The sequence below is a fragment of the Flammeovirga sp. EKP202 genome, assembly GCF_014534745.1.
Classification (GTDB): Bacteria; Bacteroidota; Bacteroidia; order Cytophagales; family Flammeovirgaceae; genus Flammeovirga.
Window position 1 is genome coordinate 1 of record NZ_JACVVP010000095.1, and the last position, 13,210, is coordinate 13,210.

At 33.3% G+C, this 13,210-nt stretch carries 10 protein-coding genes; 1 reads left to right on the top strand and 9 read right to left on the bottom strand.

Translation table 11 applies throughout. The annotated features are described in order from the left end of the window. Positions 1 to 34: 34 nt before the first annotated feature. On the top strand, positions 35 to 181 hold the full coding sequence (locus IC221_RS28660) for a hypothetical protein (RefSeq protein ID WP_188172222.1): 147 nt from the start codon (positions 35 to 37) through the stop codon (positions 179 to 181). A 61-nt stretch (positions 182 to 242) separates the two neighbouring features. Here IC221_RS28660 and IC221_RS28665 read toward each other — a convergent pair whose 3' ends face one another. The 9 genes from IC221_RS28665 to IC221_RS28705 all read right to left on the bottom strand — a co-directional run bounded on the left by IC221_RS28665 (position 243) and on the right by IC221_RS28705 (position 13,130). After that, positions 243 to 1,706: an arylsulfatase gene (locus IC221_RS28665; protein WP_188172223.1), complete on the bottom strand. Its 1,464-nt coding sequence runs from the start codon at positions 1,704 to 1,706 to the stop codon at positions 243 to 245. Positions 1,707 to 2,651: 945 nt separating this feature from the next. Then, complete coding sequence (locus tag IC221_RS28670; protein ID WP_188172224.1) at positions 2,652 to 3,593, bottom strand: hypothetical protein; 942 nt, start codon at positions 3,591 to 3,593, stop codon at positions 2,652 to 2,654. A gap of 278 nt (positions 3,594 to 3,871) precedes the next feature. Further along, the gene (locus tag IC221_RS28675; RefSeq protein WP_188172225.1) at positions 3,872 to 4,375 is read right to left on the bottom strand and encodes a hypothetical protein; all 504 of its coding nucleotides are present in this window, start codon (positions 4,373 to 4,375) and stop codon (positions 3,872 to 3,874) included. A gap of 401 nt (positions 4,376 to 4,776) precedes the next feature. Next, positions 4,777 to 6,459, bottom strand: coding sequence for a patatin-like phospholipase family protein (locus IC221_RS28680; RefSeq protein ID WP_188172226.1), 1,683 nt, complete (start codon positions 6,457 to 6,459; stop codon positions 4,777 to 4,779). A gap of 486 nt (positions 6,460 to 6,945) precedes the next feature. Further along, the gene (locus tag IC221_RS28685) at positions 6,946 to 8,121 is read right to left on the bottom strand and encodes an alpha/beta hydrolase-fold protein (protein WP_188172227.1); all 1,176 of its coding nucleotides are present in this window, start codon (positions 8,119 to 8,121) and stop codon (positions 6,946 to 6,948) included. A 116-nt stretch (positions 8,122 to 8,237) separates the two neighbouring features. After that, positions 8,238 to 10,658, bottom strand: a complete 2,421-nt coding sequence (locus IC221_RS28690) for a TonB-dependent receptor (RefSeq protein WP_188172228.1) — start codon at positions 10,656 to 10,658, stop codon at positions 8,238 to 8,240. A 342-nt stretch (positions 10,659 to 11,000) separates the two neighbouring features. Continuing rightward, positions 11,001 to 11,684, bottom strand: a complete 684-nt coding sequence (locus IC221_RS28695) for a DUF6624 domain-containing protein (protein WP_188172229.1) — start codon at positions 11,682 to 11,684, stop codon at positions 11,001 to 11,003. Positions 11,685 to 11,808: 124 nt separating this feature from the next. Continuing rightward, positions 11,809 to 12,435 (bottom strand): chloramphenicol acetyltransferase, encoded by a 627-nt coding sequence (locus IC221_RS28700; RefSeq protein ID WP_188172230.1) that lies wholly within the window; start codon positions 12,433 to 12,435, stop codon positions 11,809 to 11,811. Then, a complete protein-coding gene (locus IC221_RS28705; protein WP_188172231.1) occupies positions 12,435 to 13,130 on the bottom strand; it encodes an HAD family hydrolase in 696 nt (231 codons plus the stop codon). Before IC221_RS28705 ends, IC221_RS28700 begins: the two co-directional genes overlap by 1 nt. Positions 13,131 to 13,210 lie beyond the last annotated feature (80 nt).

Below are 13,210 nucleotides of genomic sequence, written 5' to 3' on the forward strand. Positions count from 1 at the left end.
TTTCATAGAATAAAGATCGACTTTAAATCAAATAATGAAAAATCAAAATTTTAAAAGAGCGAAAGCTCAGTTAATAATTAAGCAACAGGATGAAATTTTAATGAATGCAAAAGAAGTGAAAGTTTCACCTCTCATTCCAACTATTATTGATCGCCCTGAACTACTTTTTATTTACTTATAAGTAATACTATGATTTTAAATTCTTGATAAAGTCAAAAGCTTAGTGCACGTAGCACTTAAAATTATTTCGATGGTGAATGCGTTTTTTGCCCGAAGTTAAATACTGTGGACTCCGTTCTTGCATTCTCCATTATTTTGCTCATTGCCTCCGCAATTTCAGGATAGGTTGAGGCTATATTTTTCTTTTCCTCAGGGTCATCCTCTAAGTTATAAAGCTGTGGAATACTTTTTCTATTTTTGAAAACATTGTATCGTATAGCTTTCCACTTCCCTTTTCTTAACGCTTGTCTTCCGCCTTTTTCATGAAACTCCCAGTAAAGAAAATCATGTTGTTCTTGATCGTTGCCTCCCATTAAAGTAGGATAAAATGACACACCATCTAAAGCATCAAAATCTTTAGTATCTGTTGCCAATAATTCAGAAAATGTAGGAATAAAATCCCAAAATGCAGAGACTAAATCAGTTTGTGAACCTTTCTTGATTTTGTTATTCCATTTTACAATTAATGGCACTCTAATTCCACCTTCATAAAGGTCGCGTTTATAGCCTCTGAAAATTCCATTACTATTAAAATAGTCAGGGTCAGCTCCTCCTTCCTTATGAGGACCATTGTCTGATGTAAAAATGATAATCGTATTATCAGCAATCCCCAATTCTTCCAGTGTTTTCACAATATCACCTACTTGATCATCCAACACATTGATCATGGCTGCAAAAGCAGCATGTGGTTCTTTTTGGCTTTCATAAGGACCCTCACGGTATTTCTCGCCCTCATCATACCCTTTATATTCCTTTTCTGGTAAATATTTCCCACGGTGCTTTTCCATATATTCTTCCGGTGCTACTAACTCCGCATGTGGTAAAGCAGAAGGATAAAACATAAAGAAAGGTTTGTCTTTATTTTCTTTCATAAAGGCAATCGCTTTCTCGTGTATAATTGCAGGGGCATACTCTTCTTTTGCTTTTCCCTCATTTCCTTTGAGCATGATTTTTTGATCATTCTCCCATAAATGATAAGGGTAATAGTGATGTGCTAAACGCTGGCAATTGTAACCAACAAAAGTATCAAAACCTTGATTGTTGGGATCTCCTTCAGAACCTGGAAAACCAAGTCCCCACTTACCAAACGCCCCTGTTGCATACCCTTCTTTTTGGAACAATTCGGCCATAGTAAAAACAGAATCTGCTAACGGAAACTGTCCTTCAGGTCTAGCCTCTTTATTTCCTCTGATCATTGTATGCCCCGTATGTTGTCCTGTTAAAAATGCACTTCTTGAAGGTGCACAAACCGTCGCTCCTGAATAATGCTGTGTAAACAACATCCCTTCTGCCGCTAACTTATCAATATTAGGCGTATTAAATTTTTGCTGACCATAACATGATAAATCTCCATAACCCAAATCATCTGCTAGTATAAAAACTACATTAGGTTTAGGTTGAGTAGTAGTTTCCTTTGTTGCCTCTGTTGTTTTACAACCAAAAAATAGGCTTATAATAAAGATGTAATAAAGTACCTTAGATCTCATTTCAATTTCAATTTGAGGTTTGGTGAAAATTATACTTTAAAAGTACAGCTATTTCAAAACCGTGCAGGTAACTATGATTTTTATTTTTAGTACTATGCTTTTAGACTGAAAAATGTCATTTTTAAACAGCATTGTGCTAAAATTTTGACCTTACAAAAGGGTACTATACTTTGTTTTGAAAAACTTGATAACACGTTCATTTTCTCTCAATCAAAATGTGTCCTTTACTGTTTATAATTTACACTATCGGTCATAAAAACATATATGCGATTTTAAACAGGAAAAGTTGTCTTTACAACCTCAATTTTCATTTTGCATAAACTGTTCAAGTTTTTGAAGAATTTACACCCCTTATTTTGGCCTTTTCAGTGTAATAAATACATTGTAAACTAAATTTTCGTCAACTTTCAATCAACCTTTCTGCAAGCATTTATAGAATCAACTTTCAAGCTTCCTTCTTCTTCATTTTTCCATTGATAAAAAACGAAGCAAAAAATCTAGGCTTAGAAGTCAAAAGCTAAATTTCATTCCTCTCGCCTAAATGATTTTAAACTCGCTTTGCTCAAACAAGAAAATCATTTTTAACGGCTCAATTCATGAAATTCTTAACGCTTTTCCCTTCAATGCCAGGTGCAGTACTACTAAACTAAAATGGTAGAAAGCTCAATGGCGCGAATGTTAAGCGTCAGCGTCATTCGTGTCCTTCAGATCATCAGAAATCTCATGATTTCTAAATACTATAAATATTCGAAAACTTAGTTTACAAAGTATTTAAGTACCAAGACAAAATTATTTAATACTAATTCTATTTATTGTTTTGCGATTACTTACTTCCTTCAAAAAACTTTCAATAGAACCACTATTCATACGTTTTTTAGCGTTGTACTCACAAAAAATAAATTAGAATTAACTATGATTTATTTTTGACTTAGTACTTAGTTTATTTTACTCCACAAAATAGGATTCATTGTCAATATAGTTTCGCATCCTTTCGGTAAATGAAGGGTATTTTTCTTCAATTTCTAAGCGTAATATTGGCATGGTGCATGTCTTGTATAATGCTATATATAAGGGTTTTTGGTATTCAGGCTTATCTTTATAAAGTCCTATCAATGCATACTTTTTCAACTTAAGTAATTCTAAAAAAGTGCGTTCTCTTCTCAATTGATTTAATCGATCGTCTTGTTCTAAATAAGCAAAGGATAGGTCTTTCAATAGTTCATCACTTCTGAGAAACTTAAACAGGTTAATTGAATTAATTTTCAATGAGTCATTTTGACTAGCTTGGAGAATCATTTTATCAAAATCACCTTTTCGATAAGACAAAAATAAATAGAGAAACTTGTTATTTCCTTTTAAAATTGCTTTTTCAATAATCGAATAATTTTGTTCGTTGATTGGGACTCTTGCTAAGAGGTAATCTGAAAGCAAATCAATTTTATTGAAAGAGTGAAGTAAATGAAAAGCCTCTGTTCTTATACTGCTATTGCAATTTGTAAAACATTGTTCCAAGAAATATTCAATCAATAATTGAGTCGAAATAATACAACCATCTATTCGCTCAAGTTCCAACCTACTATTCAGGTGATTATGAAGAATAGCAATCACTTTTGAAGAATTATTTAACGTCAATTGTTTGAAGGTATAACACCTTACCAATATATTATTGCTAAACTGTAAGGACGTCAGTTGACTTTCCGTAAGTCTTGAAGTCAATTCCAATGCCGTAGTTCCTTGGAATGACCGTTCCCCTTTTTCATAGACATATTCACTCTCCAGCATTTCATAGGTTGCCAAAAAAGTTTGTAAACTATCTGTAGTACTTGAAAATAAATTAAAAGAAAACAGGAGAATCAGATAGTTAGTCAATAATAGTTTTTTGTTCATCAGTAATTTAAATAGAAATGAAGTTCCTTTTTGCTTTTGGTATGACACAATTAATAGTACAATTTAGAAAAAAGTCTTTGGGAAAAAAAGATTCATTCCATGAGAATTCATTTCCCCGTTTCTATCGACAAAATATCTCCTCCCTTCAAGTCCAAGTTCAAGCTATCATCTATTCTTCTCTGAGCAAGAATCAAGTTAATTGGTATTTTAGAAGCTATGGTTTTTAACTGTTCATCCTCAAGTTCATATAATTTCTTATGGTATTTCCCACTAGCATATTAATTCCAAATGTGCTGATAAGTCATATAAATTGAATCCAAAGCAGTATCTATTTCCTTGATTGGAGATATTGAGGAGAATTTCAGATTAAAAACAACTTTATTGGGGGAATCGGGCCAATTTTTCCTCCGCCCATTATTGATCACTTTTGGTGTTAAAAGGTCTCTATGAAGCGTTGTAGTATCATTAATTGTAATGACATTCCGACTTCGAATTAATGCACAACTTCCTCCTTGCCAAAAACAGATCAAACCTGAGTTAAGCGGTAATTTATTTCCTTTTTCCGTGCTCAGAATTACTTGATCACTTTTGAAATGACAGGCATTTAATACGATGCTCTTTTGAAAATCATAAAACGTCGAAAATGAGTCTAATTTCATCATCTCCTTTTCATCATAAAATTCATCGTACTCGAATACGTTGACATTTTGGTTATTATCCTGACATGAAAAAAGGAAGAATAAAAGAAAAATTGATAGTAGTATTTTTAGTATGCTATTCATGTTTCTATAGTTTACTTTTTTGTAAGTTCTTAAAAAAATAGCTTAAGTACTAAGTACTAAGACAAAATTATATACCACTAATTCTATTTATTATTTTGCGATTACTTCCTTTAAAAAACGCTAAATAGAACCACTATTCATACGTTTTTTAGCGTTGTACTCACAAAAAATAAATTAGAATTAACTATGATTTATTTTTGACTTAGTACTTAAGACAAAATTATATACCACTAATTCCATTTATTGTTATGCGATTACTGCCTTCAAAAAACTTTAAATAGAACCACTATTTATACGTTTTTAGCGTTGTACTCACAAAAAATAAATTAGAATTAACTATGATTTATTTTTGACTTAGTACTTATAGAAAATTAGTAATACTAAAAATAATTAAAATTTCATTATTTTCTCAAATCCCTTATTCGTTTTCTTTCGGTGTGTTCAGTAGCATTAGGGTGCATATCTACCAATTGCCAATCGCTAAGTTCTTTGGTCAAAAAATCAATAACCATATCAATAGGTAAAAATTGTTTGAGAATATTGTAAGTGATTTTGCTTGGAATAGTAAGTTTCATGATGGCTTTTATCCTTTTACAAATTTCTTTTCGGAAAGAGGAAAGGTAAAAAGTACTGACAGAAGGAAAATGATTGCCGTTTCCGAATTTAGGCATGTACATTTCTTTTTCATCAAAATCAAAAATAGGGATAATCTGATACTCTCCTTTTTCATTTCTATACTTCTTTTTTTCTTCTTCTGGCATAGTTTCATATCCCTCTTTCACCAAAGCATTTTCCTCATTTTGGATATCTACGGTAAAATAATCCTTTAAAAACTTTTGACAGTTCGCTCTACCAAGAAAGTAGTCATGGATTCGAAATTCCTTACTGATAAAACCACCAAACCCACCTAAAGATCCACAAGCAATCGCTTTTTCTCCAGAGTAGTCCCCTCGTTTTGGAGAGATGATGTAATGCTTTTCTAGTGCACTGGCATTTTTCGTTTCGTTTTCTATCTTCGGTTTTACCTTTGCTTGGTGGCGTAGCGTTTCTAAAAATGGACCTGCCAAACCCATGATATCTCTAATTTCTCTATTCCTTCTTTTATTGGTACGTTCATGAGTGGTTTCTTCCGGAAATGGATCAATGGTCAAGACCACATATTCCTTATTATTCTTTTCCTTCAATACCTCTTCCACGTGTAAAAAAGGTTCATTATTAATGACGCCTCCATCTACAATAATATTTTCACATTCCTCTTCCTTTCCAATATCACCCAATTCAGCTCCTTGGTTAATCCACTTATTATCAATGATGTATTTACCTTTTCTAGTAACACTTCTGGATTTTAACCCAAAAGGAAACGCTCCTGTTGCCAAGGTAGCACGTTTTAATAAATCAAGATTCAATGAAGTATCTTTAAAAAAGTTCAAAGGGATCCAGCCGTCATTACTGTAATCTTGGGCATCTTTAGCCAGTTTGAAACAGGCAAAATCATTATGGTAAGTCACATAAAAATCATCTGACTTTTTTCCATTTCCTTTAAAAGAATACTTATAGTCGTAGCCATTGAGATTGGTTAAAGTAACAAACACTTTAAGATCTTCTGGAATATAATTTCTTTTGACTTCATTCTTACAATTTTTGATCGCTCTATCAGCAATTTCATCAATAAAGTCGGAGTTGATCAATGAGTCTAGTTTCTTCGTTCTTTTCAGGTCTTTGGTGTCCAATATCCTACTCAACATATTGACGTTTGTCAGATCTACCCAACTATGGTACAGCTTATTAGAAGTGATATTTTCTAAAATATTTTTGTTTTTCACTTCCCTCACATGATTGATTCTTTCATTGAGTATAGAAGCTAAAATCACACCTGTAATTCCTCCTGCGGATGCCCCTCCAATAATCGGTATTTCAATCTCATGATCAGGAATAGAAGTTAAGTTTGAAGTCTTCTTTTTTTCTTCCCAAGTATCTAATGCCTCAATAAGGTAATCAATTACTCCAGCAGTATAGGCTCCTCCTGAGATGGCACCTGCCATACAAAGTCCCACTTTGTATTTTTGTTTAGTAGTTACTGACATATCTAGTTCGTAGAGATGAGTAGTTATCAAACAGTTCTAGCTTTACTTTGAACTCGCTTGAAAAGTACTAAACGTTATAAAACAAAATGTGAACGATCGGTTAATTCCTCATCAAAAACACCTTGATATTTTAACTGAATATCAAGGTGTTATGATTATGTAAACTATCAATTAAGGAATATAAAAGTTGAAATCAATTCTGAAATAAAAAGTGTACCTTGCTATTTCATATGCAGAGGTTTCGGTTAACTTCCTATCGATTTTTTTACAAGTTTTTATAGGATCTGCTTTCAAAGTTCTTTCCTCTTCGTTTTTATTTTGAAAAAAAAGAAGCAAAAAAGTCAAGGCTTTATAATAATTTTCTACAATGCAGTACGGTAGGGGCGCTTTAGTAAAACGTCCTCACAAACCACAATACATTACCATTTATCCTTCATAAAAGAACATCGTAATTAATTATCTTTTTGGGCCTTATAAAAAGTGCTTCTAATGCATTTTATCAGCCCAGTTTACAATTTCAAAATGATACTCTTTTTCTTTTAGAGGATTAATCATAATGTTTGCATTACTTCTATCTTTCAAAAAACCTTCATTGCTCCAGTCTCCTCTGGTAAATTTGAAAATAGCAGGATTCGTTACTTCCAAAGAAATTGTGCGGATAGAATCATTGACTACTTCTAATTTTACTTTATCGGGGTTCCAATTTCCTAACGCTTTTTGATTCCCTACAATATATACCTGATCCTTTTTATGAGGTACCTTACACGTAATGGTTACAGGATAGGTCTTGTCAGAGATAAATGAATCTTTATTTTTATGATAGAAAGTAAAATACTCCGATAAGCCTTGGCTTAACCCTTTACCCAATACCGTAAAATGATCTTCAAAAGGATAGCTTTCTACCTCGACCTCTAGCTTTGGTGAAGTGTATTTCTCAAAGAAAGCATACGTTTTCTCTCTTGGTTTTACCCAATGTTGCCAATATTCATTCCCTTCATCTGCATTGCATAGAAAGAGAAATACCTTATGCTTTTTTTGATCAAAATCATAAGCCATAAGCTTGTTGGCCACTTGATTTTTTTCGTAGGCTAAATTGGGAGATATTGCCAAATAGCCTCTGAAATCTATCTCAGAAGGTAGGATGTAAGACAATACAAACGATGCACTCAAAGAATGTCCTACTACTAAACGATCTTCAGATGTATGATAGTTTTCATTGATAAAGGGAATTACTTCCTCTAAGAAGAAAGCACTGAAATTTTCTGCATTACCGCTATATTTCCCATATCGTGCTTTGTCCAATTTTTCTTCTAATACAGGAAGAAAATCATTATTCCTACCATAATCCTCATCGGGAAAATAGGGGGAAGTGATGCCAACCACGATATTTCGATCTCCCTCTGCCTCTTTTATAAAGGGAAGAGAAGCATGAACATAATCAAAGATTTCACGACTTTGAGCATCAAAAACATAGACAACATTGTAGTTGTAATACTTTTCCTCCGTATACCCTGCTGGCGTATAAACAAAAAGCTCTCTGTCTTGGTCTAGGTGTTTAGAGTGAAGATTGACAATTTCTACGTTAGCATACTTTTGAGCCAATGATAAAAAAGGCAAGCATAAACACAAGCTAAGCAAAAATAATAGTTTGTTTTTTCTCATTTTCATTTTATTGAATAGTTCATTTAAAGTTAATAAATGAATCAAAATTCAACAAAAAAGCCTTACTAAAATGTAATACATATTAGTAAGGCTAATAATGATGGGAAGCAAATTTCTTAATTTAATAAATTGCCAATCCTTACATCAATATAAAAAGTTCTTGGTGTGTAAGGTCCATATACAAAGCCAGCATCTTTATCAATACCACTTACAAAATTAGACTGCATTTGATTGAATATATTCTTTACTCCTGCACCAATTTGAATGTTAGTATCTTTTGTCAATTTTGTAGTGTAGGCCAATTTAATCCCCATATCTACAAACTGCTCACTTTCTATCAACTCTTCATTTTCAGTCAACTCTCCGTTGATAAAACCTCCCGGAAGGTAAGGCACATACATTTTACCTGTATAAACCCCAGTCAATGAAGCCTCCCATTGATTCGTGATTTTATAATTAGCAGTCAACGAACCGTATTGATTCGGTGTTCTCAAGATTTCTTTTGAAGTACTTGAATCTTCATCACCCCACTGGTTTTCCTCGTCGTATTGAGAAGATTGAAGCGTATAGTTTGCCTGAATCATAAAGGATTCACTTGGAGCAATTTTAGTTTCAAAGTTCAAACCCTTAACTACTGCATTTGAAGTAGAGTTTCTTTTGAAAAGAATCAAAGTGCCATCTTCTTGATAGTCGTATTGGTTATCAAAACGATCATTGATGGTAGTATGGAACCCTTCTACCAAGAAATAGAACTGTGTTTTACCGATTTGCTGATCAAGGTCTAAAGCCAAATTATATGAAATCGACGTTTCCGATTTAAGATCTGGATCTAAAACTGTTCTTACACCCTGCCCACTTGTTACTTCGATGTGTAAATCTTCTGAGAACATTTGAGGAGCTCTAAAACCTGTAGCAAATCCGCCTCTTATCTGTAGGTTATCTAAGATCTTGTATTTCAAATTTACTCTTGGGTTAATAGCAGGTACATTTTTGTCATTTTCATGATTTTGTAGGTCAGTAATATCTACATAATCCATTCTTACGCCTGTCAATAAAGACCATTTGTCATTAGTCCATTCTTGTTGAGCAAACAAAGCATAAGTATTTGAATTTTGGTCAGAAACGGTAGCATCGTTGGTCCATTCTCCTGTTTCTTCATCCAAATAGGCTAGTTTCTTATCATTGATACGATCATGGATAAACTCTGCTCCAACAACAAGCACTGATTTTCCTCCTGCAACTTTACCGATATTGTAATTCATCTGAGAACCTGCAATGATAGTACTTCCTGTAGTTGATCCATAACCATCAGGAGCTTGGTGAGCACCATAATAACTGTCTCTATCTACAAATTGTCCAATTGCATAAGTATTCAAATGCCACTTTTTATCTTTACTGAACCAATCATGAGCAAGACTTGCACTACCTATATTCATTTCGATAGCCTCCGTAAGATCTGTTTCATGATAAGGACGATCAAATTTGTTACCTCCTCTTCTTTGATCGTTAATAAATTTAGCATCAAAAGTAAATTTATTCTGATCATTGAATTGATGATAAATTTTGGTTCCTACCGAAATCGTTTCCAAAGCTGTTACTTCTGAAAAGTCGTCTTTAATAGGATCACCATAAGGATTTCCATCATCATCTATTTTGTAATAGATATCGTCTGGGTTGGCATTCCAAGCATCTCTATTTCTATAAGACCCGAAAAGATAACCCGATGTTTTTTCATTTTTAGAAACTAACGAAGTATTAAAATATACGTTGTAATCGTTCACTTCTCCATTCATAGAAGAGAAATTACTTCCTACTTCATAAGCATTAAACTTTGGAGATTTAGTCAGTATATTAACAGTGCCACCAATTGCATTAGCACCAAATAATACAGAACCACCACCTCTTACAATCTCAATTTGGTCCACCATGTTTACAGGAATTTGTTCCAAACCATAAACACCTACCAAACCATTAAATACTGGACGACTGTCTATCAGAATCTGAGTATATGGTCCTTCCAACCCATTTAATCGAAGTTCTGAAGAACCACAGTTACCACATGTAGTCTCTACTCTTGCACCTGAAACATAATTTAAGCCTTCACCAGCCACCTTAAAATTGGCACTTTGAAAAAGGTCTTTTCCAATTACATTGACCACCGAAGAGGTTTCATTTCTACTTTGTGCTCTTCTATTACTTGAGACAATCACTTCATTTAATTCAAGAAGGTCTTTTTGTAACTCAATGTGAAGTTCATTTTGAGCATTGGCTACCCAATCCATTTCCATGGTCTTATAACCTACTGTAGTAACCGTAAGATGGTAAGTTTCTCCTTTTTCAAGCTCTATGATGAAATGCCCCGTTTCGTCAGAAGTTGTTCCAAATTGACCATCATTTATCGATATATTGACAAATGGAACATGCTCCTTCCCTGAAGTGATGTGACCTTTAATTTTAATAGGATTTCCAGCGAATAGTTGAAGACTGAATAACGTTAATAGCGTTGAAAAGATGTATGAATTGAAGTTGTTTTTCATTATCCTTATTTAGACTTAATTTTAATAATAAGTCAAAATTAGAGGATGACACACATCATTAAAGTAACAATGATCACATCGTACATGTGATAATTATCATCACAACATAATACGGACAAGAAAATAGGTCTAAACAAGCACATTGTAAACTAAATTACCGCAAAATTACAATCAATTATTCTGCAGGCTTTTATGTCCTACTTTCAAGCTTCCTTCTTCTTCATTTTTCCATTGATGAAAAACGAAGAAGAAGGAAGTTTGAAGGTAAGCCCTATTCAATCTAGTAGAAAAATGGATTAAAAGTTAATGAAAACTTCGTTTACAGTGTAATCAGAAGTGATATTATTGTTTCAGTACCTCTTTGGCTTGTTGAAACTCTGCCGTTCTCTTTATTTGCTCCTCCAAGTTCCACTCTAATGGATTTCTTCTGCTACCTAAAAAATCTGCAATAGGTTCTAGTCCAATTTCAGCTCTTCTCTGGTCAACATTTTCCGGATCAACGATAGGCCAAACATCAAAACTCTTCGTTTGTGGATAATATTTTATTTGTCCACCATAAATTTGAAGTTCTCCACGATCAGTAGCCAAACGATCTTCAGCTCTCGCCAATAATCTCGGAGACAAGTTTTTATCCTGTACTGCTTGTTTCATCATCGGAAGGTATTTTTTTCGAATCTCGATACCGGAATGTTGGAGTACATTACAGATCGTTAAATTGCCCTGTTCTCCGATATGACTTATACTTGGCCACCCTTGTGCGTCCAAAATAGCTAGAATTTTCGCTTCATTAATAAGGTGGTTTTCGTGATAAATTTCATTTTGTTTTTCGAACTCTACAGATTCATAACCATGTACTTTTCCAAGTGAATCTCTTAAACGAATCGGTGTTTGTTCTGTTTTCCAAATAGTATCTAAAAGAGCCACTAAATCTTTTGGAGGTATGCTGGAAGTAGACGATTGTACTTTTTCTGATGGCTTGGAGCAGGAAATGATTGTCAATAGTGAAAAGAATAATAAAATTCGCATAATTATATTTGGATGGTTAAAAAATTAAATTCGATTGAAGAATTTAAATCTAGCCGTATTCATTGTTAAATCCGATTTAAATAATGTTATATAATTACTTTGATGGCAATGCCTTACTTTTAGATTATTCAGCATTTAATAAATTTTGAAATTGCTCAATAAACTGACCAACATGATAGGCATCTACTAATGCATGATGTACATGTATTGATACAGACATTGATTTCATTCCACCTTCTTCTGTTAATTGACCAAATGAGATTTTAGGTACGCTATCCGGCATTTCAAAACTTCTTGCATGAGAAAGACTCGTAAAATTGATCCATGGAATAGCCGAAAAATGAATGACATCATCCCCAGCACCTCCTGAAAAAAGAGAAGTTGACTTTTTTACTTCACCGATTTTCTCTTTGGCTTTCTTATAGAATAAGTCTTCTTGCTCATGATAGTCTAAGTATGAAAAACCAAAAGTCCCATCTTCCCTACCAATCGTACACGACGGTCTTATGGAATCGTATTCATAGACTTTACCTTCCAAAATTCTATACCTAAAATTGACAATTTGATTGGCGGCCTTGATGGATCTATACAAGTAATAAAGAAAAAAAGAAACTCCTCTTTCCTTTGCTTGATCATACGCTTTTGTACAATCTACTTTGACCGTTATGCCATGAAACGGTTCTGAAAATTTTGAAAAGAAATGATAATGTTCCTTACGGTTCCAATTTTCTATGTCTACTATTTTTTTCATTAGAATTTCAGATGATGAGTGATTTCTTGTATTGAATTTAATTGAATCAAGTTTTCTAATTCAGGTTGTATTTCTTGTTTTTCATGTGCCCAAGTTGTATGGTAAGGAACATAAGCTGCATTTCCTCCTATTTCCAAAACAGGTAAAATATCTGATTTCATAGAGTTACCAATCATTAAAAAGTTTTCAGGTTGACAATCTAAATGTTGCAACAATTTTTGATAGTCTCTCTCCTTCTTATCACTCATAATTTCTATATGATGAAAGTACCTTTCTAAACCCGACTTTTGAAGTTTTCTTTCTTGGTCAAGTAAATCTCCCTTCGTGGCAACAATCAATTGGTACTCTTCTTTTAATGTCTCTAATGTTTCAGGAACACCCTCTAACAGTTCAATGGGCTTTTCTAATAACTCATGGCCCAACTCTAGTATTTTTTGGAGGGTTATATTTGAAATATTCTCTTTAGAAAAATTCTTTGCAGTCTCTATCATACATAATACAAACCCTTTAATACCATAGCCATACAATGGTAGATTTCTCATTTCAACCCTAAATAATTCCTTTGAAATTTCCTCTTTAGGAAGATCATTCCCTAACAATTGACAAAAGGCTTCTTCTGCTTCTTGAAAATAAGGTTCGTTGACCCATAATGTATCGTCCGCATCAAATGCGATCACTTTAATATTGTTTTTCATCATTTTAACTGAGCTTTCGCTCTTTTAAAATTTTGATTTTTCATTATTTGATTTAAAGTCGATCTTTATTCTATGAAAAG

Excerpts from the sequence above, each read along its gene's own strand:
- IC221_RS28660 (WP_188172222.1), top strand. The coding sequence starts at position 35 with ATGAAAAATCAAAATTTTAAAAGAGCGAAAGCTCAGTTAATAATTAAG.
- IC221_RS28665 (WP_188172223.1), bottom strand. The coding sequence starts at position 1,706 with ATGAGATCTAAGGTACTTTATTACATCTTTATTATAAGCCTATTTTTT.
- IC221_RS28670 (WP_188172224.1), bottom strand. The coding sequence starts at position 3,593 with ATGAACAAAAAACTATTATTGACTAACTATCTGATTCTCCTGTTTTCT.
- IC221_RS28675 (WP_188172225.1), bottom strand. The coding sequence starts at position 4,375 with ATGAATAGCATACTAAAAATACTACTATCAATTTTTCTTTTATTCTTC.
- IC221_RS28680 (WP_188172226.1), bottom strand. The coding sequence starts at position 6,459 with ATGTCAGTAACTACTAAACAAAAATACAAAGTGGGACTTTGTATGGCA.
- IC221_RS28685 (WP_188172227.1), bottom strand. The coding sequence starts at position 8,121 with ATGAGAAAAAACAAACTATTATTTTTGCTTAGCTTGTGTTTATGCTTG.
- IC221_RS28690 (WP_188172228.1), bottom strand. The coding sequence starts at position 10,658 with ATGAAAAACAACTTCAATTCATACATCTTTTCAACGCTATTAACGTTA.
- IC221_RS28695 (WP_188172229.1), bottom strand. The coding sequence starts at position 11,684 with ATGCGAATTTTATTATTCTTTTCACTATTGACAATCATTTCCTGCTCC.
- IC221_RS28700 (WP_188172230.1), bottom strand. The coding sequence starts at position 12,435 with ATGAAAAAAATAGTAGACATAGAAAATTGGAACCGTAAGGAACATTAT.
- IC221_RS28705 (WP_188172231.1), bottom strand. The coding sequence starts at position 13,130 with ATGAAAAACAATATTAAAGTGATCGCATTTGATGCGGACGATACATTA.